25 protein-coding genes and 1 tRNA gene are annotated in these 26,369 nt (G+C 62.3%); 7 read left to right on the plus strand and 19 right to left on the minus strand.

Annotated features, from left to right (window positions below):
- Positions 1-14 precede the first annotated feature (14 nt).
- The 9 genes from LD110_RS05015 to LD110_RS05055 form a co-directional block, all read right to left on the minus strand.
- Positions 15-905, minus strand: a complete 891-nt coding sequence (locus tag LD110_RS05015; protein ID WP_225496793.1) for a F0F1 ATP synthase subunit gamma — start codon at positions 903-905, stop codon at positions 15-17.
- Positions 906-980: 75 nt separating this feature from the next.
- Positions 981-2,618: a F0F1 ATP synthase subunit alpha gene (atpA, locus tag LD110_RS05020; protein ID WP_225496794.1), complete on the minus strand. Its 1,638-nt coding sequence runs from the start codon at positions 2,616-2,618 to the stop codon at positions 981-983.
- Positions 2,619-2,699: 81 nt separating this feature from the next.
- On the minus strand, positions 2,700-3,527 hold the full coding sequence (locus tag LD110_RS05025) for a F0F1 ATP synthase subunit delta (protein ID WP_225496795.1): 828 nt from the start codon (positions 3,525-3,527) through the stop codon (positions 2,700-2,702).
- Positions 3,527-4,084: a F0F1 ATP synthase subunit B gene (locus tag LD110_RS05030; protein WP_225496796.1), complete on the minus strand. Its 558-nt coding sequence runs from the start codon at positions 4,082-4,084 to the stop codon at positions 3,527-3,529. Before LD110_RS05030 ends, LD110_RS05025 begins: the two co-directional genes overlap by 1 nt.
- A 52-nt stretch (positions 4,085-4,136) precedes the next feature.
- Positions 4,137-4,340 (minus strand): ATP synthase F0 subunit C, encoded by a 204-nt coding sequence (gene atpE, locus LD110_RS05035; protein ID WP_160664848.1) that lies wholly within the window; start codon positions 4,338-4,340, stop codon positions 4,137-4,139.
- 81 nt (positions 4,341-4,421) lie between these two features.
- Complete coding sequence (gene atpB / locus LD110_RS05040; RefSeq protein ID WP_225496797.1) at positions 4,422-5,222, minus strand: F0F1 ATP synthase subunit A; 801 nt, start codon at positions 5,220-5,222, stop codon at positions 4,422-4,424.
- Between the two features lie 81 nt (positions 5,223-5,303).
- Entirely contained in the window at positions 5,304-5,615 is a 312-nt protein-coding gene (locus LD110_RS05045) for a hypothetical protein (protein WP_225496798.1), read from the minus strand.
- Positions 5,616-5,628: 13 nt separating this feature from the next.
- Entirely contained in the window at positions 5,629-6,120 is a 492-nt protein-coding gene (locus tag LD110_RS05050; protein ID WP_225496799.1) for a hypothetical protein, read from the minus strand.
- A gap of 123 nt (positions 6,121-6,243) precedes the next feature.
- Positions 6,244-7,353: an MraY family glycosyltransferase gene (locus LD110_RS05055; RefSeq protein ID WP_225496801.1), complete on the minus strand. Its 1,110-nt coding sequence runs from the start codon at positions 7,351-7,353 to the stop codon at positions 6,244-6,246.
- Positions 7,354-7,637: 284 nt separating this feature from the next.
- Here LD110_RS05055 and LD110_RS05060 point away from each other — a divergent pair, with 284 nt between their 5' ends.
- Positions 7,638-8,534, plus strand: coding sequence for a glycosyltransferase (locus LD110_RS05060; RefSeq protein WP_225496803.1), 897 nt, complete (start codon positions 7,638-7,640; stop codon positions 8,532-8,534).
- A 105-nt stretch (positions 8,535-8,639) separates the two neighbouring features.
- On the opposite strand, the gene LD110_RS05065 is transcribed toward LD110_RS05060, so the two are convergent.
- The 10 genes from LD110_RS05065 to argS form a co-directional block, all read right to left on the minus strand.
- Positions 8,640-9,413 (minus strand): WecB/TagA/CpsF family glycosyltransferase, encoded by a 774-nt coding sequence (locus LD110_RS05065; protein WP_225496804.1) that lies wholly within the window; start codon positions 9,411-9,413, stop codon positions 8,640-8,642.
- Positions 9,410-10,204, minus strand: a complete 795-nt coding sequence (locus LD110_RS05070; protein ID WP_225496806.1) for an L-threonylcarbamoyladenylate synthase — start codon at positions 10,202-10,204, stop codon at positions 9,410-9,412. The genes LD110_RS05065 and LD110_RS05070 overlap by 4 nt, the downstream gene beginning before the upstream one ends.
- Positions 10,205-10,216: 12 nt before the next feature.
- Complete coding sequence (gene prmC / locus LD110_RS05075) at positions 10,217-11,089, minus strand: peptide chain release factor N(5)-glutamine methyltransferase (RefSeq protein ID WP_225496808.1); 873 nt, start codon at positions 11,087-11,089, stop codon at positions 10,217-10,219.
- 15 nt (positions 11,090-11,104) lie between these two features.
- Positions 11,105-12,178: a peptide chain release factor 1 gene (prfA, locus tag LD110_RS05080; RefSeq protein WP_225496810.1), complete on the minus strand. Its 1,074-nt coding sequence runs from the start codon at positions 12,176-12,178 to the stop codon at positions 11,105-11,107.
- Between the two features lie 343 nt (positions 12,179-12,521).
- Positions 12,522-14,606, minus strand: a complete 2,085-nt coding sequence (gene rho / locus LD110_RS05085) for a transcription termination factor Rho (protein WP_225496811.1) — start codon at positions 14,604-14,606, stop codon at positions 12,522-12,524.
- Positions 14,607-14,912: 306 nt separating this feature from the next.
- Positions 14,913-15,887: a homoserine kinase gene (gene thrB, locus LD110_RS05090; RefSeq protein ID WP_225496813.1), complete on the minus strand. Its 975-nt coding sequence runs from the start codon at positions 15,885-15,887 to the stop codon at positions 14,913-14,915.
- 2 nt (positions 15,888-15,889) lie between these two features.
- Positions 15,890-16,993 (minus strand): threonine synthase, encoded by a 1,104-nt coding sequence (gene thrC / locus LD110_RS05095; protein ID WP_225496815.1) that lies wholly within the window; start codon positions 16,991-16,993, stop codon positions 15,890-15,892.
- On the minus strand, positions 16,994-18,319 hold the full coding sequence (locus tag LD110_RS05100; RefSeq protein ID WP_225496817.1) for a homoserine dehydrogenase: 1,326 nt from the start codon (positions 18,317-18,319) through the stop codon (positions 16,994-16,996).
- Positions 18,312-19,799, minus strand: a complete 1,488-nt coding sequence (gene lysA, locus LD110_RS05105; protein WP_225497322.1) for a diaminopimelate decarboxylase — start codon at positions 19,797-19,799, stop codon at positions 18,312-18,314. Before lysA ends, LD110_RS05100 begins: the two co-directional genes overlap by 8 nt.
- A 5-nt stretch (positions 19,800-19,804) precedes the next feature.
- Positions 19,805-21,454, minus strand: coding sequence for an arginine--tRNA ligase (argS, locus tag LD110_RS05110; protein WP_225496819.1), 1,650 nt, complete (start codon positions 21,452-21,454; stop codon positions 19,805-19,807).
- A 199-nt stretch (positions 21,455-21,653) separates the two neighbouring features.
- Between argS and LD110_RS05115 the strand changes: the two genes are divergently transcribed.
- The 6 genes from LD110_RS05115 (at position 21,654) to LD110_RS05140 (ending at position 26,341) form a co-directional block, all read left to right on the plus strand.
- The gene (locus LD110_RS05115; RefSeq protein WP_225496821.1) at positions 21,654-22,142 is read left to right on the plus strand and encodes a hypothetical protein; all 489 of its coding nucleotides are present in this window, start codon (positions 21,654-21,656) and stop codon (positions 22,140-22,142) included.
- Between the two features lie 3 nt (positions 22,143-22,145).
- The gene (locus tag LD110_RS05120; RefSeq protein ID WP_225496822.1) at positions 22,146-23,018 is read left to right on the plus strand and encodes an FAD:protein FMN transferase; all 873 of its coding nucleotides are present in this window, start codon (positions 22,146-22,148) and stop codon (positions 23,016-23,018) included.
- On the plus strand, positions 23,015-24,520 hold the full coding sequence (locus LD110_RS05125) for an FAD-dependent oxidoreductase (protein WP_225496823.1): 1,506 nt from the start codon (positions 23,015-23,017) through the stop codon (positions 24,518-24,520). The genes LD110_RS05120 and LD110_RS05125 overlap by 4 nt, the downstream gene beginning before the upstream one ends.
- Before the next feature lie 74 nt (positions 24,521-24,594).
- Positions 24,595-24,667: transfer RNA gene (locus tag LD110_RS05130), tRNA-Arg, on the plus strand.
- 264 nt (positions 24,668-24,931) lie between these two features.
- Positions 24,932-25,948: a M4 family metallopeptidase gene (locus tag LD110_RS05135; protein WP_225497324.1), complete on the plus strand. Its 1,017-nt coding sequence runs from the start codon at positions 24,932-24,934 to the stop codon at positions 25,946-25,948.
- A 57-nt stretch (positions 25,949-26,005) separates the two neighbouring features.
- On the plus strand, positions 26,006-26,341 hold the full coding sequence (locus LD110_RS05140) for a hypothetical protein (protein ID WP_225496824.1): 336 nt from the start codon (positions 26,006-26,008) through the stop codon (positions 26,339-26,341).
- Positions 26,342-26,369: the final 28 nt, after the last annotated feature.

Here is a 26,369-nt window from a genome sequence, read left to right on the forward strand (position 1 = left end):
CGGCCGTACTCCGGTTAGGATGCGCTCAGGGCGTCCGCACCGGCCACGATTTCGGAAAGTTCCTGCGTGATCTCGGCCTGGCGGGCCGTGTTGCGCAGTCGCGTGTACTTCTTGATGAGTTCCGTCGCGTTGTCGCCTGCGGACTTCATCGCGCGCTGACGGGCAGCCAGCTCGGAAGCCGCGGCCTGCAGCAGAGCTGCGAAGATCCGGGATTCGATGTAGCGCGGCAGCAGCGCATCAAGCACCTGCTCGGTTTCCGGCTCGAACTCGTACAGCGGAAGCAGCTCGGACTCCGAGACTGCCCGCTCTTCGACCTCCAGCGGAAGCAAGCGAATGACGGTGGGTTCCTGGGTCACCATGGACTTGAACCGGGTGTACACAACATGGATTTCGTCCACGCCGTCTTCTGCGAAGTCAGTGGCGAATTCTTCGAGAAGGGCATTGCCGATTTCCTGGGCGGTCTCGAACGCAGGTGCGTCCGTGCCACCGGTCCAGACCCGGGCGTATGGGCGCCCGCGGAAATCGAAGTAAGCCTGGGCTTTGCGACCCACAAGGTAGGCCTTGACTTCCTTTCCCTCTCCGCGAAGGAGCTCGATGAGGCCTTCGGCCTGCTTGATCACACTTGCGGAGTAGGATCCGGCGAGGCCGCGGTCAGAGGTGACGACCAGAACGGCGGCACGGCGGATCTGCGCCGGTTCGGTGACCAGCGGGTGATCGATTTCGCTCTGGGTCGCAACGGCAGAAACAGCGCGGGTGATGGCGTTCGCGTAGGGCAGTGACGCCGCAACGCGGGCGCGTGCCTTACCGATGCGCGAGGTAGCGATCAGTTCCATCGCCTTGAAGATCTTGCGCATCGACGTCGTCGAGCTGATCTTCTGGCGGTAGACCCGAATCTGGGCTCCCATTCTTATCCTTTCCTTAGTTCCCGACGGACGGGTGTGCCGGCAGCCGAATACGGCCGGCACACCCGGACACCGGAACTAGCGCTTCTGCTTGACGATCTTTTCCTGGTCGACGTCGCTGCCCGAGATCGCTTCGTGCTCTTCGTGGCCAGCGCCGACGAGCTGGTTGTCGCCTACGCCGAAGAAGCCCTTCTTGAATTCCACAATCGAGGTCTTCAGCGCTTCCAGCGTGTCATCGTCCAGCACGTTGGTCTGGGCCAGCGTGGTCAGGATGGAGGACTTGTGCTTCAGGTGCTCAAGGAACTCGCCCTCAAAGCGGCTGATGTCTTCGACAGGAACGTCGTCGAGGTAGCCGTTGGTGCCTGCCCAAATGGACACGACCTGGTTCTCAACCGGGAACGGCGAGTACTGGCCCTGCTTGAGCAGTTCCATAAGGCGGGCGCCACGAGTCAGCTGCTGGCGGGAGGCTGCGTCCAGGTCCGAGGCGAACATGGCGAAAGCCTGCATGTCGCGGTACTGGGCAAGGTCCAGCTTCAAGGTACCGGAGACCTTCTTCATGGACTTGACCTGGGCTGCGCCACCAACGCGGGAGACCGAAACACCAACGTCAACAGCGGGTCGCTGGTTGGCGTTGAATAGGTCGGACTGCAGGAAGATCTGGCCATCGGTGATGGAAATGACGTTGGTCGGAATGTAAGCCGAGACGTCGTTGGCCTTGGTCTCGATGATCGGCAGACCGGTCATCGAGCCTGCACCAAGGTCGTCGGAGAGCTTGGCGCAACGCTCCAGGAGGCGGGAGTGCAAGTAGAAGACGTCGCCCGGATACGCTTCGCGTCCCGGCGGGCGGCGGAGCAGCAGCGACACGGCACGGTAGGCCTCGGCCTGCTTGGACAGGTCATCGAAGATGATGAGGACGTGCTTGCCGCCGTACATCCAGTGCTGGCCGATAGCCGAACCTGCGTACGGAGCCAGGTACTTGAAGCCGGCAGGGTCCGAAGCCGGGGAAGCCACGATAGTGGTGTACTCCAGGGCGCCGTTGTCCTCCAGCGTCTGGCGAACTGCAGCGATCGTGGAAGCCTTCTGGCCGATAGCGACGTACACGCAGCGGACCTGCTTGCTGACGTCTCCGGATTCCCAGTTGGCCTTCTGGTTGATGATCGTGTCGACGGCGATAGCGGTCTTGCCGGTCTGGCGGTCACCGATGATCAGCTGGCGCTGGCCACGGCCGATAGGGATCATGGCGTCGATGGCCTTGAGGCCGGTCTGCAGCGGCTCGTGAACCGACTTGCGCTGCGTAACACCCGGGGCCTGGAGCTCCAGGGCGCGGGTGGTCTCGGCCTTGATCTCGCCAAGGTCGTCGATGGGCTGGCCCAGCGGGTCGACTACGCGACCAAGGAAGGCGTCGCCTACGGGAACGGACAAGATCTCACCGGTGCGGTGAACTTCCTGGCCTTCTTCGATTCCGGTGAAGTCACCGAGGATGATGACACCGATTTCGCGAACGTCAAGGTTCTGGGCAAGGCCCAGGGTACCGTCTTCGAAGCGAAGAAGCTCGTTCGCCATGACCGAGGGAAGACCCTCAACACGGGCGATACCGTCACTTGCGGCGGTCACGCGACCAACCTCTACGCGTTCTGCGTTACCGGGTTCGTAAGACGCCGCGAACTCGTTCAACGCATTACGGACGTCGTCGGCGTTGATGGTCAATTCGGCCATCTGCAGTCCCTGCTCTCCTGTTTCGTGATCATCGTTGTCACGATGACCGGTTTTTCTATCAGTTGGGTGGTGCCGGTCCGGCTAGCCGGCGAGCTGGCGGCGGAGTACGGACAACCGGGCGACGACGGAAGCGTCCAGCACTTCGTCTCCCACCTGGACCCGGACTCCGCCGATCAGTGCGGGGTCAACACTGAAGTTGACCTTCAACTCGCGGCCGTAGAGGGCGTTCAGCCCAGCCTGCAAGCGGTCGGCCTGCTCAACCGTCAACGGACGGGTAACGCTGACGGTGGCAATCCACCGCTGCTGGCGCTTGGCTGCAAGGCTGGCGAAGTCGTCCACAAGACGCGACGGCTTGAGGCCGCGCGGGGACGACACCGCCTGGGCTATGAGAAGCTTGGCTTCCTCGCTGGCGCCAGGAACAAGCTTTTTCGCCAGAGCCGTCTTCGCTTCTGCGGAGGCGTGCGGATCCGTCAGTGCGCTCTGCACCTCGTGGCTGGAGGCAACTCTCCGGTTGAAAACAAACAGATCGTTTTCCAGCTCTTCCAGCCCCGTAATCCCGGAGGCAGAAACTGCCGACTTGTTCTCAGCGACGGCGATGACCACCGTAGCGGCAAGAGTCTCGAGTGCATCGCCGATATCTCGTGCCGAGGCCCAGCGCATGCTGGCCAATCCGCCCGCGATTTCAACAGCATCGGCGGACACTTTGCCACCGAAAAGCTGCTGGACCAGCGCCGACTTTTCGTCTCCGCTGCGGGAAGGGTCAGTCAGGGCACGGCGCAAGCCAGCCGAGCTGTCCACCGTTCCCAGGATTCCGAAGAGTTCCGTAGCCAACTGCAGCGAGGCGGTGGGAAGCTTGGCTTCCAACTGCTCCAGCGCTGCGCTCAGCGATTCGCTCGATATACCTGCCATTACTTAGCTGCACCTGCGTTCTGGGTTTCCAGATCGGCAAGGAAGCGGTCAACAACCCGCGCTGCGCGCTCGTCGTCTGTCAGTACCTCGCCAACAATCCGCTCAGCCAGGGTGGTGGCCAGGGTGCCGACCTCTGCGCGCAGGGACGCAACAGCGGCCTGGCGCTCGGACTCGATCTGTGCATGTGCCTGCTCGGTGATGCGGCCAGCTTCAGCGGCAGCCTTGGCCTTCAGGTCGGCCAGGATTTGGGCACCTTCGGCACGTGCTTCTTCGCGGATGCGGTTGGCTTCCGCGCGTGCGTCGGTGAGCTGCTGCTTGTACTCTTCGAGGGCAGCGGAGGCTTCCGCCTGGGCCTTTTCAGCCTTGGCGATGCCGCCCTCGATCGCCTCGGCACGCTCCGCGAAGGTCCTCTCGAACATCGGGACAATGAACTTGACCACGATGAAAAAGAGAACCGCGAATCCGACCAGGACGACGCCCATTTCCCAGACATTGGGCATGAGCGGGCTGGGCGATGATCCGCCTTCAGTGGCGGCTGAGATGATCAGCTGATTCATTTTTCACCCGTCCTATCTACTCGTGTGGTTTCGCTTGCTCTAAAGGTGTTTCTTAGAGAACGAAAGCGAAAACAAGACCGAGGATGGCAAGAGCTTCGGTCAGGGCCAGACCAAGGAATGCGATCGGCTGCAGCACGCGCTGAGCTTCCGGCTGACGAGCAACACCGTTGATGTAGGCAGCGAAGACGAGACCCACACCGATACCACCGCCGATTGCGGACAGACCGTAACCTACGAGGTTGAGATTGCCGTTCATTATTTTCCTTTCAAGATGCCATGTTCAATGGCAGGTTGTTTGGGTTGCTGCTTCATCCCCGCGAGGGGAAGTCTGTTGTGACTAGTGGCTGTCGGCGTGAAGTGCGCCTTCAATGTAGATGGCGGTCAGCAGGGTGAACACGTAGGCCTGCAGCACCATGATCAGCGCCTCGAGCATGTACATGGCAATTGCGCCGGCCAGTACGAGGATCGAGGTTCCCTTGAGGAGCACGTTCTCCTGCATGATCAGGTACTCGATGCCGGAACCTGCGAGCATCACAATGAGGTGGCCAGCCAGCATGGTTGCGAAGAGACGGAGGCTGTGCGTGACCGGACGAACCAGGAAGTTGGAAATGATTTCGATCGGTACGACGATCGGGAGGATGTACCACGGCACACCGGACGGAACAGTAGCCAGCTTGAAGTACTTGAGGCCGTTCTTCCGGACGCCGATGCCGATCCAGGTCACGTAGACGATGCCGGCCAGTACGTATGCGCCGCCAACATGCGAGAAGCTGGGGAGCTGAAGAACCGGGATGGCGCCGTAGATGTTGTTCACGAGGATAAAGAAGAAGAGCGTGAACAGCAGCGGCACGTACTTCATGAAGTCGCGGCCGCCGATGATGTCCTTGGCGATGCTGTTGCGGACAAAGCCGTATGCCATCTCACCGGCGAACTGCAGTTTGCCGGGGACCAGCTGCTGCTTGCGTGCCGCGAGGAAAAAGAAGGTTCCGATGAGGACGACAGACAGAATGACCAGCAGCATCTGCTTGGAGAATCCGTCGTGCGCACCCCAGGGCAGGATGGCCGGAAGGTGCATTTCTTCGATTCCGGGAGGGGTAAAGGTCCCTGAATCCTGGGCCGGGAGCGCAAGCGCGATCAACGCGTTTCCTCTCTGCTGTGTCCATCATTGGGCGTTTGTCGGGAGCCGGCGGCACGCGGTGCAGCTTTGTCCCCTGTTAAGTTATGTGGCATTACTGTGCCCGTCCCCAGACGGACCGCTGTCTGCGTTGCCCCCAGCGGAAGAAGACTGGTGACTGGTGAGGCCATGCATATGGGAGAGATAGAACCCTCCTGCGGCTCCAAGCAGAGCGCCAAGGAGCACAAGCCAGCGGGTCCCCCACAGATTATCCAGACCCCAGCCTATCAAACTCCAGACAATGATTCCGCCAATGATATAGCTGAAGACGGCGATGCCGGCGTTGTAACCGCCATCGTTTTTCCCGCCTTCAGGATCGGCGGAACCACTGCCTTTTGCGTGGTGCTGGAAGCCCACTCCGGGCGTCTTCCTAACCTTGGGCACTGGGGCCGTCCTCGGTGGAAGAGGGGTCGTTGTAAATCTGCAGCCTCGCCTTGCGGAAGCCAAGGAGTTCGGCGGTCTGCCAAATGACCACGGCCGTCACGGCACCCGCAACGAACCAGCGTCCATTCAGCCACTCGGGTCGGCCAATGGCGAAAAGCACCACGGCGAAGCCAACTACCTTGACGAAGTAGGTGGCAACCATGATGCCGATGGCCCCGGAGGGGTTGTTGCGGCCAACAAAGTGGCCTATCAACAGGCTGATCGCAAAGAACACGATGACCAAGGCCCCGCCGCCGGCGGCAGACCACAGCCCCTCAGGACCATTCACGATGGCAGCCGCCAGTGACAGCGCCGCGAGTCCAAGCGCGGCAGCTGCAGTACTCAGGAAGAGGAGGCGTAGCCACAGCGAACGGGTAGCCGATGAAACGCCAACGCGTCGGGGATCGGACTGCTGTCCGGCGCCGGCGTTGGAGGTCATGGGGATGCCAATCGTCGTGGCTTTGAAGCCGAGTTCTCAAGGTGGGTGCAGCGGGCGAGTGATGTCCGCCCTCAAATTCTACATGAGATAGAACTGTGACGTTAACCCAGAGACACGGGGGTGTTACACAGTCGGTGTTCCCTTTTGTGCGAAATACGGCCACGACGTCACAACCGCCATGATGAGGACCGCAACGACGTCCACGGTGAGCACAATTTGCCATGGAAACACAGCGAAAGCGACGCCGCCAAAGGCGAGGATGCAGGTCCAGACGTACATCATCAGGACAGCCGTGCGGTGCGAGTGGCCGAGGTCCATGAGCTTATGGTGCAGGTGTCCTCGGTCCGCGGACCATGGTGAGCGTCCACGGGCTGTCCTCCTCACTACGGCAAGCCCAAGGTCCAACAGTGGCAGGAACAGCACGGCGAATGGCAGAAGGATGGGGATGATCGTAGGAATACCGTTGGCCCGGTCGTAGAGTCCGGAGCTGATCTGTCCCGTGGAAACAACACCGGCCGAGGCCATAAACAAGCCGATCAGCATTGCCCCGGAATCACCCATGAAGATCTTGGCGGGGAACCAGTTATGCGGCAGGAATCCCACGCAACTACCCACCAGGATCGCCATCAGCAGCGTTGCCAGATCGCTAAAGTCCGTAAGGGGTGCATTGCGGTGCACCCAATAGGCGGTGAGGAAGAAGGCCACTCCCCCGATGGCTGCCACACCAGCTGCAAGCCCGTCCAGGCCGTCGATGAAGTTGACGGCATTCATGGTGGTCACTATCAACACCGCGGTCAGCACGATTCTGAGTAATTCGGACTCGATGCGGATCGGCTCGGGAACGAACGGGATGATGGACATCCGAACACCCCAAACTGCCACGATCGTTGCGGCAGAACCCTGGCCCAGGAGCTTGAGCCACCATTTGATGTCCAGCAGGTCATCTGCCACGCCCACCATGACAATGACGATGGCTCCGGCCAGGATTCCCCATGGCGCGTTATTGCCTCGGAAGATGTCCTTCACGAAGAACGAATTGCTGGCAACGATGAGGGCGGCGCATGTTCCGGCAAAGATTCCCAGTCCGCCAAGGCGGGAGATCGGCTTGGAATGCATGTCCCGGCTCCGGATAGGCGAAAACAGCTGGAGCCGATTGCCCAGCAGCCGTGCGCCCCATGTTGCGGCATAAGACACGATGGCTGCCGTGAGCATCATGAGGGAGTACATGATCACAGGGCGGCTCCTCGGGGGTTGAACAGGGCCCTGGACGGAGTGTGGCGGGCAGGTGACGGCGTCATGGCTCGGCCATGCAGATTGACGTGGCTCAATGTCTTGTGAATCTGGCTTCCAATGAATGGTCGACGGCGGGCCCCCATCCCGCGCACCTGCGCACCGCCGATTTTTGCTGTACTACAGTTGGACTCTGTCCAAGATACTAGCGCCAATGGCACGTTGATCCGTGTCACGCGGCCCGGTCAGGCTCCGTTATGACGCCCCGGGCCCGGAAGGATTCCCACATGACGCCGACGGTTGCACTGGCCGCCGTAACCTTTGACCGACCCAGGGAACTGTCCGTATTGCTTGATTCAGTGAACCGGCAGTCCGCCTCTGTGGACACGATTTGCCTTGTTGACAGCGGCACGAGTCCCGCTAGTGATGTCGCAGCGGCCCACCATAATGTGGACTACGTCCGTTCCGAGGCCAACCTCGGAGGGGCGGGGGGATTCGCGCTTGCGATCCTTAAGGCCGTGGCCAGTGGTGCCGACTGGATCTGGATCATGGACGATGACGCCGTTCCAAGCGATCCCGAGTGCCTCGCAACGCTTTTGCGTGAGGCTGAGGCGCGGGACCTCGAGGCCGTTGTCCCCCTGGTGCTGGCTCCCGGACAGCCTGACAAATTGTCCTTCTTCTTCCGGCTCGACGGGAAAGTCACGCACGATCGCGCCGAAGTGGAGAAAGCCGGTTTCCTCTCCAACAACGGCCATTTCTTCAACGGCGCCCTGATCCGCTCCGAGGTCTTCTTCAAAGTGGGGGTTCCTGACATCCGCCTGTTCATTCGCGGCGACGAGGTGGACTTTACACTCCGGCTGCGCAAAGCCGGCATCCGTTTTGGCACTGTGACTACGGCGTCAATCACCCATCCGCACGCATTCTCTGAAACAAAGCATGTCTTTGGCGCCCGATGGCATGTGATCGTCCCGGATTCGGCTTTCAAGCGGCATTTTTACTACCGCAACCGCGGATACCTCATTCGTCGCTACTTCCGGGTCAAGTCCTTTGTTGCCGACGTCGGCGGCTACCTCGGTTACTTCTTGCAGCGCCGGGACTTCCGCGGCCTGGCCGAATGGATCAGTGCTTTCTCCGACGGATTGCGTGGGAAGGGCTTCGGCCCTCTGGATAGCCAGAAGTTCTAGAAGCCAGGAATTTTAGGGCCGTCGTTTGAAGACCGCCGCAGGGCATTGTGGATTCGCCCTGGGGGGTGTGCTGGCCAGTGGGCCTTCAACCAGTGGGCCTTCAAGTTACGGCTGGCGGCGAATTCGACGGCGCAGTAGGAGCCCCAGGAGGACCCACGGCTCCACGAAGACCCTGTAGGCAACTTTTCCGGGATGCAGGACTAAGCGCCAGGCCCACTCCAGTCCCAACCGGCCCAGCCAGCGGGGGGCCAGTTTTTGGATACCGGCCAGCTGCTCGATCGCTCCACCGACCGTGCAGTACACGGCAGGAGGCAATTCATCCGCCCGCCGCAACAGGACCGATTCCTGCAACGGCATTCCCAGCCCAAGCAAGACCAGCTGGGGCCGAAATTCCTTAAGCCAGGCCACGGCTGAACGCTCCAGCTCAGGGTCCCAGCCCTCGCCGGATCGCCCCTCAACCACAGCGCCCGGGAGGATTTGCCGCAAACGCCGCAGAGCGCCGTCGTTCGCTTCCCGGCCGGCACCAACGACGGCGACCCGCACCAGGCCGTCGACCCCGCCCAGGGCGGGCAGCCAGTCCGTGGACCCGAGGCGGTAGGCCATCGGTCCCCCACCCGGGGTATTGAGCACGCGGCGATGCTTCAGGCCCCAGAGCATCACGACGGGAGCGCCGTCGAGCAGGACCACATCGCTGCGGTCGTAGACATCACGGAACCACTGCTTGGAGTGGCACAGCGTTACGCTGTGCAAGTTGTGGCCCACGATCCAGCGTGTCGATCCTTGTGACACGAATTCCGACAGCACTGATACGAGTTCCCCGACGCGCAAGGGTGTGGCGTCCACGTCAAGCACGGGGACGCGCTGGCGAACGGGGATCATGCCTTGGCAGCCCCGCCGCTGTTTTCCGTGTGGGTATCTGCGTCCGTATCTGCCGGGGCTGCGTGTTCGGCGAGTTCCGCTTCGGCCGTATCGACTGCGGCGCCTTCTCCTGCCTCAAGATCGGCCTCTGTTTCGCCCTCGCCGAGGACATCCGGAACGACCTCCCGCAGCCGTTCAAGGCCTATGGCACCTTGGCGGACTACGCGAAGCGGCAACGATGTGGCGTCAACAATGGTGGATGGCACTGCATCGGCGCCTGCCGTCGGGCGAACGCCGCCCTCCAGGTAGACTTCCACCGACTCCGCGAGTTGCAGCCGGGCTTCCTCTGCCGTTTGCGCCGGGGCCTGGCCCGTACGGTTGGCCGAAGAAACAGCAAGCGGCCCCGTGCGATCAAGCAACTGCTGGGCGACGTCGTCAGCGGGGATACGAAGGGCCACTGTGCCTTTGGTTTCGCCGAGGTCCCAACTCAGCGACGGCTGCGCGTGGAGAATGATGGTCAAGCCGCCCGGCCAGAATTCGGCGGCAAGCTTGCGGGCTTCATCCGGAATATCCGTGGCCAGCCCATCCAGGGCGCTGAGCCGCGGGATGAGAACGGGCGGTGGCATTTGCCTGCTGCGACCCTTGGACGCCAACAACAGAGTGACCGCCTGCGGCGAGAAGGCATCGGCAGCAATGCCGTAGACCGTGTCCGTTGGCATAACAATGCACTTCTTCTCGCTAATGGCACGCTGAGCGTGCTCCAGGCCTTCAGCCAGCGGTTCCGGGGATGTGCAGTCGTAGGTTGTGGTCACAGCGTTATTCTTTCACTTCTCTTTGGACGCTCCGGACAGCACGGCGCTGGTTGCCCGCTCTTTGCCGTTCAAGTCCAGGTGGGTGCTGATGTTGTCCCAGACACCCATCCGGTGCATCATGCCCGCGATCCACGCGGCCTGCACCTCGGCGTGTTCCATCACGAAGTAGCCGCCCGGTTTCAGAAGCCGGGCAGCCGAGGCGGCTGCCGCCGTCGGGAGTTCCATGCCGTCCGCTCCCCCGCCGTAGAGCGCTTCCGGGGGATCGTGAAGGGCCACCTCAGGTTCGTTGGGCACGGCTTCGGCGGGAATGTACGGCGGGTTGGAAACGACGGCGTCGAACGTGCCGTTGTGCTCCGGCAAGGCGTCGCGAAGATCTCCACGCAAGAGTTCCACACCAAGGCGTGCCAGGTTTCGCTCCGCCCAAGCGTGGGCGAGGTGGCTGAACTCGACGGCGAAGACGTGGGCATCGGGCAGTTCGATTGCCAGGGAACCTGCTATGGCGCCCGATCCTGTGCCCAGGTCCACCACTTTGGGTCCGGGATGACCGATAAGTCGGTCAATGACCAACTGCACCACGGATTCAGTCTCTGGGCGCGGGATGAACACGCCGGGCCCCACCGCCAGTTCCAGGTGCCGGAAATAGGCGACGCCGGTTATGTGCTGCAGCGGCACCCTGGCCGCACGTTCAGCCACCAATTCCGCATAGCCCTCGGGCGCAGGGGCGTCGGTGAGGAGCATCGCCCGCAGCCGCCCGAGACCAACACCCAGAAGATGCTCTGCAAGGAGTTCGGCGTCCACTCGCGGAGTGGGCACGCCGGCATCTGCCAGTATCCGCGTTGCTTCCCGGACAGCGTCAGATAGCCGCGGATTGGAGGCGCGTGTCATGCGAGCGGCCGCGGGTTATTCGCCAATGGCGTCCAGCCGAGCCTGTTCGTCCATGTCGATGGCCGACTGGATAACCGGCTCGAGGTCGCCGTTCATAACGGCGTCAAGGTTGTACGCCTTGTATCCGGTGCGGTGGTCCGCGATGCGGTTTTCCGGGAAGTTGTAGGTCCGGATACGTTCCGAGCGGTCCATCGTCCGGATCTGGGACTTGCGTGCCTCAGCGTTTTCAGCGTCGATCTGTTCCTGCTGGTGTGCAAGGAGGCGGGCGCGCAGGACGCGCATGGCCGCTTCGCGGTTCTGGAGCTGGGACTTCTCATTCTGCATCGCCACCACGATCCCTGTGGGCAGGTGGGTGATCCGAACGGCGGAGTCGGTGGTGTTGACCGACTGTCCACCCGGCCCGGACGAGCGGTACACGTCAATCTTGAGGTCGTTCTGGTTGATTTCGATCTCTTCGGGCTCGTCAACCTCGGGGAAGACCAGCACACCCGCCGCAGAAGTGTGGATGCGGCCTTGGGACTCCGTGGCCGGCACGCGCTGTACGCGGTGTACGCCGCCTTCAAACTTGAGGCGCGCCCAAACACCTTCGGCGGGGTCGTTCGAGGAACCCTTAATGGCCATTTGCGCGTCCTTGTAGCCACCAAGGTCCGATTCCGTGTAGGAAATGAGCTCGGTCTTCCAGCCGCGAGCCTCCGCGTAGCGGCTGTACATCCGCAGCAGGTCGCCGGCAAAAAGTGCAGCTTCCTCGCCGCCTTCACCGCCCTTAACCTCAATAATCACGTTGCGGGCGTCGTCGGGGTCACGCGGAATGAGCAAACGGCGAAGTTTTTCCTGGGCAGAGGGGAGCTGTTCCTCGATCTCCTCCACCTCGGCTGCAAAATCGGGGTCCTCTCCGGCCATCTCCTTGGCTGCGTCAAGGTCGTCCGTCAAGCCGCGCCACCGGTTGTACGCCTCGACGATCCCCTGAAGCTGCGCTGACCGCCGCCCCAGCTTCCGGGCCAACGACTGATCGGCATAAACGGCAGGGTCACTTAACTGCTTCTGGATATCCGCATGCTCATCCAGCAGTCCCTGAACGGACTCAAACATTTTCAAACTCTCTTTCGTTCTGCACCTAGTTTAGTCAGGCGCAAAGAACACTTCCGCCAGAATTGGGGCTGGGAGACGGGCCGAAAACATGGTGTCACGTGCATTTTTCGGCCCGGGAGCGGCATAAGGGGACCGGGCAGGGGCTCGACGCGAACTTGCGTGCGCGGGCCCTGTCCACTGTCCACTGTCCACTGTTCACTGTTCACTGTTCACTGTTCACTGTTCACTGTCCGGTGCATTGTGGCTCATGCACGCCGCCTGTTAGCCACAATGCGAAGGGGCGGGGGCGGAAAATCCGCGCGGCGCACCACGCGAAGGTTCCGTCACCCCGCCCCTTAGGCAGCTATTTGTCGTTGTCCGACTTGGCTCCAAGCGTCGTCTTCTGCACCTGCATAAGGAACTCAACGTTGCTTTGCGTGTCCCGGATCTTGTTGGTTAGGAGCTCGAGGCTCTGCTGCTGTTCCAGTCCCGAGAGGACGCGGCGCAGCTTCCACATGATCTTAACTTCCTCGGACGAGAGCAGGTTCTCCTCACGGCGCGTGCCGGACGCGTTGACGTCCACGGCAGGGAAGATACGCTTGTCTGCCAACTGGCGGGACAGGCGCAATTCCATGTTGCCCGTGCCTTTGAACTCCTCGAAGATGACTTCATCCATCTTGGAGCCAGTCTCCACAAGCGCGGTGGCCAGGATGGTGAGCGAGCCGCCGTTCTCGATGTTGCGGGCAGCACCGAAGAACCGCTTGGGCGGGTACAGCGCTGCGGAGTCGACACCACCGGACAGGATGCGGCCCGAGGCGGGGGCAGCGAGGTTGTAGGCGCGTCCCAGTCGGGTCATCGAGTCCAAGAGGACAACGACGTCCATGCCCATTTCCACCAGGCGCTTGGCGCGCTCGATGGACAGCTCGGCCACCGTGGTGTGGTCGTCGGCAGGGCGGTCGAACGTGGAGGCGATGACCTCACCCTTGACCGTCCGCTGCATGTCGGTGACTTCTTCGGGGCGCTCATCCACCAGGACCATCATGAGGTGAACCTCAGGGTTGTTGATGGTGATCGCATTGGCAATGGACTGCAGGATGAGCGTCTTGCCAGCCTTGGGCGGCGAGACGATCAAGCCGCGCTGGCCCTTACCGATGGGAGCCACGAGGTCGATGACACGGGGGCCAATCTTCTTTGGATCCGTTTCCAGGCGCAGGCGCTCGGAGGGGTACAGCGGAACCAGCTTGGCGAACTCAACGCGGTCCTTCAGCTCTTCCGGCGACTTGCCATTGACGGAGGTGACTCGGACCAGGGCGTTGAACTTCTGGCGGTTGGACTGTCCACGGTCCTCGTTATCGCGGGGCGCGCGGATGGCACCGACGACGGCGTCGCCCTTGCGCAGGTTGTGCTTCTTGACCTGTGCAAGCGAGACGTAAACGTCGTTCGGACCGGGGAGGTAACCGGAAGTCCGGATGAACGCGTAGTTCTCCAGGACGTCGAGGATGCCGGCAACCGGCAACAGCACGTCGTCTTCGCTGATCTCGATTTCGTCGACATCAGGGCCCTGATTCCGCCCGCGACGACGGTCATTGCGGTCACGGAAGCGTTCGCGGGGACCGCTTTCGCGGGTTTCCTGACCCTGGCGTTCGTTGCGGTCGCGGCGGTTACGGCGGCTGCGGCGGCTACCACCCTCTTCGCCTTCGGTCTCCTCACGGCGGGGACGTTCACGGCGTTCCGTGCGCTGGGGCTGTTCGACGGCGGGTGCCTCTGTGCGTGCCTCAGCCTCAGCGGGGCGGGCTTCCGCAGCAGGCGCTTCCGCTGCCTGTGCTTCTCCGGCCTCCCCGCCCTGGGCAGGTGCAGCTTCGCCTCGGCGGCGGTTGCGCGTGCGCGGCTGGCGACGTTCAGTCGCCTCAGCGGCAGGCGCGGTTGCCGGAGCAGCGGCTTCGGGGGCCGTGGCTTCCGCCGGTGCTGCAGCTTCTGCTGGCGCTGCGCCACGGGCAGGCGCCGCAGTTTCAGCAGGTGCCGCCGTCTCGACGGCGGGCTCAGCTGGCGCCGCTACAACGCCGTCGCTGCTTGCCCGGCGGCTGCGGCCACGGCCACGGGCACGTGTGCCTTCGGCCTGTGGCGCTTCAGCGGCAGGTGCTTCGCCGACTTTGGCCGCGGGAACGGCTTCGGCAGGAGCAGCCTCGGCCTGCGCTGCAGCCGGGGCCTTCCCGGCCGTGCGGGATGTCTTGGTTGTCGGAGTGCCTGCACGATGGGCCGAAATTGCGGCCACGAGGTCACCCTTGCGCATGCGCGAACCGCCGGAAATCCCGAGCTGGCTGGCGAGAGCCTGAAGCTGGGCGAGCTTCAGGCCTGCAAGACCGCTGCTCTTGGCGGGTGCGGTCGTTGACGAAGCGTCCGCGGAAGTTGATGTGTCCACAGCTGGTGCCAGCTCAGTGGTTTCTGTCACGAAGGATCCTTCCCCCTCGACGGCGTCCGGACCAGATGCTGGACGCGATGATTTGTTCTGGGCTGCAGTTCAGATCTGTAGCCGATGTTTCGGCCTTGCCGACGATGTCGGCCAGCAGGACCGGTACTGATTCGCCTTCAGATGTCCCATACGTGGCGGGACTACGGGCTGTCGATACAGGATACGGAGCATTATCTGCGGGTACCTGTGACAGGCCAAGAGGAGACGGCACCGGAGACTACGGCACAGTCGAGGACGGAACGGACAACTAGGTCCTGATCCATTGTCGGGGAACTGCCCGCGGCATTACCGCCGGTGCACCTCCACTTTAGCACCTTCAACGTCCACTGCCAGCTTCAACACCCGCCACGTGATTTCCGGGCTGTTGTCCGCAGTGAAGTCGGTGATGAACGAAACGACCCGATCGGCCTCTTCATCGCCATTCGCCAGCGCAAGGACGGTGGGTCCGGCGCCCGAAACAACGGCTGCGTGGCCTGCCCTGCGGAGACCGTAGATGAGGTCGGCGCTTGGGCGCATGGCCTCTGCCCTGTAACTCTGGTGCAAGTAATCTTCCGTGCCGGGAAGCAGGAGTTCCGGGTGCTGTGTCAAAGCATGTACCAGCAGCGCGGCCCGGCCAGCATTCATGGCGGCGGCATGATGGCCGATTGAGGCAGGCAACAAAGCACGAGCTGCTTCGGTGGACAGTTCGAAATCGGGAACAGCAACCACGGGAACAACCGACGGCGACACGTCGGCTCGAGTGCTGCTGTACTGTTCGCTGTCCTGCCATGACAGCGCCAATCCGCCGAAAATCGCAGGAGCGACGTTGTCCGGGTGCCCTTCCATCTCGCTGGTGACCTGCAGAATCCAGTTCCGGTCCCGTTGCGATTCGGCCGGCACTAGCTGGTTTGCGGCCGTGACCGCCGCAACCACGGCTGATGCCGAAGACCCCAGGCCGCGGCCATGTGGGCTCACGTTGTCGGCAGTTATTCGAAGACCCCCATGCCTGTAGCCGAGGCGTTCCAAGGCGGAATTTATGGCGCGGACCACCAAGTGGCTGGCGTCACGGGGCAGGGTGTCAGCCCCCTCACCGGAGAGCTCGAATTCGAGCTCTCCGGTGTCCAGGGTGTCCACAGTCAAGGTGTCGTAAAGAGACAGAGCGAGGCCGAGGCTGTCGTATCCAGGCCCCAGATTCGCGCTTGTTCCAGGAACCCGTACCGTGACGCGCTGGCCTGCGGCGATCGTCTGCAGCGCGGTCGCGGTGGGCTGCGATGAATCCACTGTTATTTGTCTTCCAGTCCCAGTTCTGCTGCCACTGTAACGACGTCGTTGGCAACCTTGACGGGCTCGACGTCGCTACCGTCTTCGGTGCGGAGCGCCCACTGTGGGTCCTTGAGTCCATGGCCGGTGACCGTGATGACAATTGTCTTGCCGGAAGGCACTTCGCCTGCGGCGTGCTTCTTGATCAGCCCGGCAACACCTGCAGCCGAGCCTGGCTCAACGAACACACCTTCCTTGGAAGAGAGCCAGCGGTGGGCTGCCAGAATCTCTTCGTCCGTAACGGCGTCGATAAGTCCGCCGGACTCGTCACGCGCAGCAACGGCGGTGTCCCACGACGCCGGGTTTCCGATGCGAATGGCCGTGGCGATGGTGTCCGGCTCGGTGATCGGGTGGCCAGCCACGAATGGCGCGGCACCGGCAGCCTGGAAGCCCCACATAATCGGCGTCTTCGTGGAAACAGCCGGCAATATACCCTTGGCTGTCTCGTAGGGGGCTGCGTACTCCTTGTAGCCCTTCCAGTAGGCGCTGATGTTTCCAGCGTTTCCGACAGGCAGGACATGGATGTCCGGTGCGTCGCCGAGGGAGTCGACTACCTCGAACGCGCCCGTCTTCTGGCCCTCGATACGGGCAGGGTTGACAGAGTTGACCAGGAATACCGGGTAAGACTCGTTGAGCTTGCGGGCAATGTCCAGGCAGTTGTCAAAGTTGCCGTCCACCTGTAGGAGGGTTGCACCGTGGGCGATGGCCTGGCTGAGCTTGCCCATGGAAATCTTGCCCTCGGGAACAAGCACCGCACACTTCAGGCCCGCAGCGGTGGCGTAAGCCGCCGCCGATGCCGATGTGTTGCCGGTGGAGGCGCATACAACTGCCTTGGCTCCTGCCTCGACGGCTGCAGTCATTGCCATGGTCATGCCGCGGTCCTTGAACGAACCGGTGGGGTTCATGCCCTCCACCTTCAGGTAGACCGTGGATCCAGTGAGCTCGGAAAGCTTTTGTGCATGGACCAGCGGGGTGCCGCCTTCGCCGAGCGTGATGACCTTGGTGGCTTCCGTTACCGGCAAACGATCAGCGTATTCGCGGATTACCCCGCGCCATTGGTGAGCCACTTAGACCCCTTCTACCCGCAGTACGGATGTCACAGAATTGATGATTTCGAGGCCCTTGACTGCCTCGACGGTTGCAGCGAGGGCTGCCTCGCTGGCACGGTGCGTAATGATCCTCAGTTCCGCTGACTCCGCCTGGGATTCAGCGTCACGGTGGATCGTTTGGCGCATGATCTCAATTGAGACCCCGTGCTCTGCAAAAATGTGGGCAATTTTGGCCAAGACACCGGGCTGGTCAGCAACATCGAGGCCGATGTAGTAGCTGGTGCTGGATGCGGCAATTGGCAGGGCGGGAACGTGGCCAGTGGTTGTCTCGGTTCGAGCCGGGCCCCCAAGCACGAGTCGGCGTGCAGCCGAGACGAGGTCGCCGAGCACTGCAGAGGCGGTGGGAGTTCCGCCTGCACCTTGGCCATAGAACATCAGTTCGCCGGCGTTCTCGGCCTCTACGAAGACAGCATTGAAAGCGCCACGGACCGCCGCCAAGGGGTGTTCCCGCGGGAGAAGCGTCGGGTGGACCCGCACGGAGATGCCTTCGCCGCCATTGCCGTGGACGGAATTCTGGACCTTTTCGGCGATAGCAAGCAGTTTGATGACAAAACCAGCGTCCTTCGCTGCGGCGATGTCTGCGGCACTGACCTTGGTGATGCCCTCGCAATAGACGTTCTCCAGCGCAAACCGCGTGTGGAAAGCCAGGGAGGCGAGGATTGCGGCCTTCGCGGCCGCGTCGTGGCCCTCAATGTCGGCAGTAGGGTCGGCTTCGGCGTAGCCCAGGCGCTGTGCTTCTGCGAGTGCGTCGGCAAACTGTGCCCCGGTGGAATCCATCTGGTCGAGGATGTAGTTGGTGGTGCCATTGACTATGCCGAGGACACGGGTGATGCGGTCCCCAGAAAGGCTGTCCCGAATAGGACGGATGATCGGGATGGCACCAGCCACAGCCGCCTCGTAGGAAAGCTGGACACCGGCCTTATCAGCTTCTTCGTAAAGACGGGGACCATCCTGAGCCAGAAGGGCCTTGTTTCCCGTTACAACGCCAGCCCCATTCTGGATAGCGGTGACAATCAGCGACCGGGCCGGCTCGATTCCGCCCATGAGCTCAATGACGAGGTCGGCGTCCTTAACGAGGGTCTCGGCGTCGGTCGTGAAGAGCTCCCTGGGCAGCTCGACGTCGCGGGGAGAATCGATATTGCGCACTGCGATTCCGCTGAGCAAGAGCTGGGCTCCAGTCCGGGCGGCTAGCGCTTCGGCGTCGTCAATGAGAATTCGAGCGACCTGTGCCCCCACGTTGCCACAGCCCAGCAGGGCCACCTTCAGGGTTCGCACTTCAGTCATTCGCCACTCCCATGTCGCGGTTCAAGAGATCTTCTTCGGTTTCCCCGCGGACGATCAGCCGGGCCGCTCCGTTGCGCACGGCAACAATGCCCGGTCGGGCCAAGTAGTTGTAATTGCTCGAGAGCGCCCAACAGTACGCGCCGGTCCCGGGTACGGCGAGCAGATCACCGGCTGCCACGTCCTCGGGCAGATATACATCTCTAACAACTATGTCGCCGCTCTCGCAATGTTTGCCCACCACTCGGGACAGCTGCGGCGCCGCCACGGAACTTCTGGAGGCCAAAACTGCCGAATAATCGGCGTCATACAGCACCGGACGGGCGTTGTCGCTCATGCCGCCGTCCACCGACACATACCGTCGCGGATACGTAACGTTTGCCGCGCCAGCGTCATTGCCGGCTCCATCCCCGGCAGGCGCGTCCACCCGAACTGTCTTCAGCGTGCCCACCTCGTAAAGGGTAAAAGTGGTGCTGCCCACAATCGCGCGTCCCGGTTCGATGGAGATCCGCGGCGCGGTTATGCCGAGGCGTGTACAGGTGGAGCGAACGACGCTGGCCATTGCGGCGGCAATCTCAGCAGGCGGCCTCGGAGTGTCCACCGGGGTGTAGGCAATCCCATATCCGCCCCCTAAATCCAGTTCCGGGAGCGCAATGCCGTACTTCTCCTGCATTGCGGCAAGAAAGACCAGGAGTTTCTCTGCGGCAAGGGCGAAGCCGTCGGGCTCGAAGATCTGCGAGCCGATGTGGCAGTGCAGCCCCAGCAGTTCGATGCCTTTGTGGGCAGTGGCGGCGGCAACCGCCTGCTCGGCCGCAGAGAGGCCTGCCTGGTCTGTGGAGTCCTCGGCCATCGACAGCCCGAACTTCTGGTCCTCATGGGCTGTGGCGATGAACTCGTGGGTGTGGGCATGAACACCGGGGGTCAGCCGGAGCATAACCTTCGCGGCGTCGCCCCGCTGGCTGGCAATGGCTGCAACACGGTCCAGCTCGTCCACGCTGTCCACGACAATTCGGCCGACACCCATATCAAGGGCCCGATTGATCTCCGCGTCAGACTTGTTGTTGCCGTGGAGGCTCAGGTCGCGGCCCGGAATGCCTGCACGCGCAGCCACTGCGAGCTCACCACCGGAACAGGTATCAAGGCGCAGTCCTTCGTCCGCGACCCAGGCGGCGACGGCAGTACACAGGAAGGACTTTCCCGCATAGTAGACGTCCACTCCCCCGCAAATGTCCTTGAATGCCTCGTCGAAAGCATCTTTGAACGCCCTTGCCCGGTTCCGGAAGTCCGGCTCACTCATCACAAAGAGCGGCGTGCCGAATTGCTTCTTAAGCTCGCTGACTGGGATGCCGTCGATGGTCAACTCGCCGGAACTGCCGCGTTGGACGTCCCCGGCCCAAATAGCGCTGCTCAGGGCATTCAGGTCCGCAGGAACGTCGAGCCAGGCCGGGGCCAGGGGGGACGCTGTGTGCACTTGCGCTTCCATGCCGCTCACATCCGCTCCGGCGCAGAGACGCCCAGTAGGTCCAGACCGTTCGCGAGCACCTGGCTGGTTGCATCGTTCAGCCAAAGCCGCGTGCGGTTGGTGTCAGTCACGGGGTCGTCGCCTTGGGGCGAGACCCGGCAAGCGTCGTACCAGCGGTGGTATGCGCCCGCAATGGTTTCCAGATGGCGTGCCACGCGGTGCGGCTCGCGGAACTCCGCGGCCTTGGCAACGATCGACGGGTAGCTCCCCAGATAGGACAAAAGCTCATTTTCGGTTGCGTGTTCCAGGAGCGAACCATCGAAGGCGCTGCGGTCGACGCCCGCCTCCGCCGCGTTGCGGGCTGCGCCCCGCGAACGTGCGTGTGCGTATTGGACGTAAAACACCGGGTTCTCATTGCTGTTCTTTTTCAGGAGCTCAGGATCCAGGGTCAACGGGGAGTCAGCCGGGAAACGCGCCAGCGAATACCGGACAGCATCCTTGCCGAGCCATTCAATGAGATCCTTCAGCTCAATGATGTTTCCCGCGCGCTTGGAGAGCTTTGCACCGTTCACAGACACAAGCTGGCCGATGAGCACCTCGATGTTCTTCTCCGGATCATCACCTGCGCAGGCAGCAATTGCCTTAAGCCGGTTGATGTATCCGTGGTGGTCCGCACCAAGGAGGTAGATCTTCTCGACAAAGCCGCGATCCTTCTTGGACAGGTAATAGGCTGCGTCGGCGGCAAAGTATGTCGGCTCGCCGTTGGCGCGGATCATGACGCGGTCTTTGTCATCGCCAAAGTCCGTGGTGCGAAGCCAAACCGCACCGCCGTCGTCGAACACATGGCCCTGCTCACGGAGGCGGGCGACGGCGGCCTCGATGGCGCCCCCCTCGTGGAGGTCTTGCTCCGAGAAATAGACGTCGAACGTGACGTCAAACTCTGCCAGGGTGGTTTTAATGTCGGCCATCTGGGCCTGGTAGGCGGCGTGGCGGATAACCGGCAAGGCAGCCTCATCCGTCAGCTCGCGAACGTCCGGGTGTGCCTTGAGTACTTCCTCGCCAAGGTCCGCGATGTACTGCCCCGGGTAACCGCCTTCAGGAACATCCCTGCCGTGAAGCCTGGACAGTACCGAGTTGGCGAACACGTTCATTTGGTTGCCGGCGTCGTTGATGTAGTACTCCGCGGTGACGTCCGCGCCGGACGCACGCAGCACCCGCGCGATCGAGTCGCCAAGCGCAGCCCAGCGCGTGTGGCCGATATGTAGCGGACCTGTGGGGTTGGCCGAGACGAACTCCATGTTGATCACGTGGCCGTCCAGCGCCTGGTTGGTGCCGTAGGTGCTGCCAGCCTCCACAATGGCCTTGGCGAGTGCCCCTGCGGCGGCAGCGTCGACTGTTATGTTTAGGAAGCCCGGGCCAGCGATGTCCACACCAGTGACTCCGTTGATTTCCTGCAGTCGTGAACTGAGGATCCCTGCGAACTCCCGGGGATTCATGCCTGCCTTCTTGGCAAGCTGCATGGCGATGTTGGTGGCCCAGTCCCCGTGCTCCCGGTTCTTGGGCCGCTCCACCCGAACATCCCCGGGCACAGCAGAGGGGTCCAGGGCGATGTCACCGGCTGCGATGGCATCTTTCAGGCAGGAGGATATTGCGGCGGAGAGTTCTTCGGGAGTCACCCATCTAGCGTACCGGTGGGGGTTGCAAGCAGTGGAATTCCAGACCCGTATGTGGAAAGAAAACGCCCAGTACACACACAGGCGGCTCACAGCTTATATCGCTTCGCACACAGGCTGAACCGATACGCTGAAATCAACGTTGTGATGACCGTAAGCGGTACGACCCTCCCTAGCGAACAGTGACTGAAATGAGTAAAACATGACTACTACGTCGATCCGCAAAGGCGTTTTCGTCGGCATAGCCGGCCTGTCCATCGCCGGGGCCGCCGCTGGCTGCGCGCCGTCCGCCCAATCAGGCACCTCGAGCCCGTCGACGCCGTCGCCGGCCGCAACCAACCAGTCCAGTTCGAGTTCTGCGGCTCCGTCAACCGGTACCCAGATCGCCCAGACGTCCGGATACAAGGACGGAACCTACAACGCCGACGGTACGTATACGTCCCCGAACGGACAGGAAACGGTGGGTGTCCAACTGACGCTTAGCGGCGGGACCGTATCTGCTGTGAACATCACTGTCCATCCCTCCAATCCAAACACCAAGAAGTTCCAAACGGAGTTCGCGGGCGGCATCGCAGACCAAGTTGTCGGCAAGAAGCTAGATGACATCAAGGTGTCCAAGGTGTCCGGCTCATCCCTCACCAGCGGCGGCTTCAACCAGGCCGTTGAGGCCATCAAGTCACAGGCTGCGTGATCCATGTCCGGCGCGGAATGGTCCGGCTTCCGTTTTGAGGGAATAGGCACCTCATGGGAGATTTCGACGCCGGCACCTCTCCACCAGCGGGTTCGCCAGCACCTGCTGGACGTCGTCGAGGAGTATGACCGCACCTATTCCCGCTTCCGCCGGGATTCACTCGTGGCCGGGCTTACGTCAGGCCCCCAAACATTGACGCTCCCTCCTGGAGCGGAAGGGCTTGCCCGCATCTATTCCGTGCTCTATCGGCTAACCTCGGGCACAATGACACCGCTCATCGGATCCAGCCTGGAGAAACTCGGCTACGGGCCGGGCTATGGGCTCAAGACGATTGCGGATCCAGTGGCGCCTCCTCATTGGGAGGACGTTTTGGAATGGAACGGCCGTTCCCTTCGCACCACTCGGCCAGTGGTCTTTGATATTGGCGCTGCCGGCAAGGGCCAGTTGGTCGACCTGCTGGGGGACGCCCTGGGGACCGCAAGTATCGATCGCTTCATTGTGGACGGAAGCGGGGACATGCTCCACTCCGGGCGCGGACCCGTCGAAGTGGCCCTAGAGCATCCGTACGACCGGACACAGGCCATCGGAACGGTGCTCCTGGAAAATGCCGCGCTGTGCGCTTCCGCGGCCAACCGACGAGCCTGGGGCGATGGACTACACCATGTGCTGGACGGTGCAACGGGCCGACCAGTGGAAACGGTTGTCGCCACCTGGACCATTGCAGACAATTGCATGACTGCCGATGCCCTGGCCACAGCATTGTTCCTGGCTGAGCCGTCCCGGCTGGCCGAGGAGTTCGACTTTGAATGGCTCCAAGTGTTTTCCAACGGCAGCGCCGCATTTTCACGTGGATTTGAGGGGAGACTGTTCACATGAACGCAGCGAAGGCCCGCCTTGACACAGTGCTGGGCAGGTTCACCATGTACCGCCTCATCCTGTGGATCCTGGCAATCCTGGCGGTTTACAGCATGGTGTTGAATGTCTTGGGATGGCTGACATTCGGCGTTCCACAAATGCTGGTTCATCTGGCTCTGTGTGTTGGACTGACGTACGGCGCGAACCGCCTGCTCGCAGCTTTTATACGTGTCCGGCCCCACTCGGAGTCGTCCCTTATTACCGGCCTCCTGCTGTATTTCCTGTTCTGGCCCAGCTTCAGCGGCACTGACATTGCGGGAGTAGCGCTGGCGTGCATCGTTGCTGCGGCGTCCAAGTATGCCTTGGCCTTCCGTGGGCGACATGTTTTTAACCCAGCTGCGGCAGGCGCGTTCATCACATCATTGACAGGCCTGAACATCGCCACGTGGTGGGCCGCTACGCCGGCAATGATGTGGCTGGTCGTACCTGGAGTTTTTCTGGTTCTTTACCGCACCCGGAAGCTCCTGATGGCCTCAGTCTTCCTGCTGGTGACAACTGCGATCGTGTCCATGGAGCTGCTGCGAACGGAAATGGGGCTTGGCGAAGCTGTGTGGCAGGCGCTGGCGCAACGTCCCCTGTTGTTCTTTGCGGGATTCATGTTGTCCGAGCCACTGACCCTACCGCCGCGCCGTTGGCAGCAGCTCGCGGAAGCGGCCGTGGTAGCCGTCGCCTTCGCCGTTCCATACAACCTGGGGCTCGTGGCGAACTCCCCGGAACTGGCCCTCCTGGTGGGGAACCTTCTCGCCTTCCTCGTCGGGCAGCGCGGCGGAGTGCAACTTGAGTACACGGGTTCCCAGCCACTGACGCCTGGAACCACTGAATTCCGCTTCCGTCCTGCGCGTCCGGTCCGTTACGAGCCGGGGCAGTTCATCGAACTGAACTTGCCGCACTCCCGTTCCGACGGCAAGGGCCGTCGTCGTGTCTTCAGCATTACCAGCCCGCCATCGTCGGAAGAACTGACGCTGGGCGTCGGCACAGCCGAACCGATCTCAACCGCCAAAAAGACGCTGCTGTCGCTGAAGCCTGGGGACAAAGTACGGGCCACCTCCGTGGGCGGCGACTTCGTTCCGCCGCGGGACGAGGGGGTTCCCGTATTGCTCATCGCTGCGGGAATCGGCATTACGCCGTTCCTGGCGCATGTTGCGTCGTCCTCCAACGGCAAGCGCAACACTGTGCTGCTGTATCTCGCCAAGAGCCGGGAGGAACTGGCCTACGTGCAGCGACTGGAAGCCTCCGGCGTCCGGGTAATCGCGCGTCTTGGCGATGGGTCCACTCCCCCGACCTTTATGGAGGATGCCGGGCGTGGCCGGATCGACGCCGACCGTCTCAAGGAATTGGTTCCGGACATCGGCTCAAGGCACGTGTATGTTTCCGGCTCCCCCGCCAGCGTCGAAAACCTTCGCGGTGCGGCTCGGAAGGCGGGCGCCCGGCGGGTTCATGTGGACGCCTTCGCTGGCTATTGAGCCCGGTTTTACATTCGAGGGCGCGTACCTGCTAAGCTCTAGGACGTCCCACCGACAAGGTGGGCACCCTTGATGCCCTCGTAGCTCAGGGGATAGAGCGTCTGCCTCCGGAGCAGAAGGCCGTAGGTTCGAATCCTATCGAGGGCACAGAAGATTACACCCTGGTCGCAAGACCGGGGTGTTTCTGTTTGGAGGGGCAGGCCTGTTGGGGACTCGCCGCCTGGACACCAAGGATTGTCAGGGTGTCCTCCTAAGCTAGGTGCTGTCGTCACGGGACCGCCGGTCCCGGCACCGAGCAGGGAGGCCCCAGCCATGGCCATTCGATCCGGACAGTCCGCCGTTGACGCCGAGCACGCGACGAAGTCTGTCGCGACGTCTACCCACCCAAGCTGCTCGATCGTGCCCCCCTACATGCTTCGCAGGCTCGCTGCCCAAAAAGAGCCTCGTCTCCTCGTGGTGGCACGAGCGGCCAAGGAAGCGTTGGTCCATGTTCGAAGCCTGCAGGCGGCAAGGACGGCGCCTCCACCCGCCGTCAAGGCAGGTGCGCGGCCAGCCAGGACAGGTGAGCCGATGCGCACTATCTACGATGCTGAGTCCGCGGAAGTCCTGCCCGGACGCCTGGTGCGGAAGGAGTCTGAGCCGCCAACCGGCGACCCTGCTGCTGACGAGGCTTACGACGGCCTCGGTAGCACCCACGCCTTCTACGCCGCGGCATTTGGCCGTGACTCCATCGACGGTGCCGGACTTCCCCTTGATGCCACGGTTCACTTCGGCCACCTCTACGACAACGCGTTCTGGGATGGCAAGCAAATGGTCTTCGGCGACGGCGACGGCGAGGTGTTCGGCCGCTTCACCAAGTCCCTGAGCGTCATCGGCCATGAACTGGCGCATGGCGTCACGCAGTACACGGCCGGCCTGAACTACAGGAACCAGGCTGGGGCAATCAACGAGTCCATGTCCGATGTATTTGGCGCACTGGTTGAGCAGTATGCCCGCGGGCAGTCCACTGAAGAGGCCAGCTGGCTGATCGGCGAAGGCTTGTTCACGGACAAGGTGCAGGGCGTTGCCCTCCGCTCAATGAAAGCGCCGGGCACGGCCTACGACGACGATGTCCTTGGCAAGGACCCGCAGCCGGATTCTATGGACGCCTACGTGCGGACCACCGCAGACAATGGCGGGGTGCACATCAATTCCGGTATTCCGAACCGCGCGTTCTGCCTCGTGGCCACAGCGATTGGCGGCAAGGCCTGGGAAGCCCCGGGACAAATCTGGTTCGATGCGCTAAGCGGGGGTTCCTTGCCTCCCGCGTGCACCTTCAGCCGCTTTGCCAAGGCCACCATTGCGTCGGCTAAGGAACTGTTTGGCGACGATTCGCATGAGCATGACGCCGTGCGGGCCGCGTGGGAAACTGTGAAGGTGAAGGCCTAGCGGCAGGCGCCGCCGGACCGGCACCGGCAGTGAACCCAAGGACCCGAAAGCCGGACCATGAAGATCACAGTCCAACGCAGCGGAGGCGTAGCGGCGGTCAACCGTGTCTGGACAGTCCAGGCGGTGACCCAGGCAGCCAAAGAACGGTGGTTGCCCATCGTGGATGCCTGTCCATGGGATGAGGTGTCGAACAAGGCGACATCAACGCGGCGTGTCGGCGCAGATTCCGTGCGTACCAACGGTGCACCCCGATCTATGCCTGCCGATCGCTTTGTGTACTCGATCCGCGCAGGGCAACGGCGAGCCACGCTGCCTGAACAGGATGTCACGGGACCGTGGCGTGTCCTGGTGGAGAGCGCCAAAACCGAGGGTGAGCAACAGCGGGGCCGCTGATGCCCACCGGATACCGGTGCCCGCGGGC

The organism is Arthrobacter sp. M4, assembly GCF_020251205.1.
Taxonomy (GTDB): domain Bacteria; phylum Actinomycetota; class Actinomycetes; order Actinomycetales; family Micrococcaceae; genus Arthrobacter.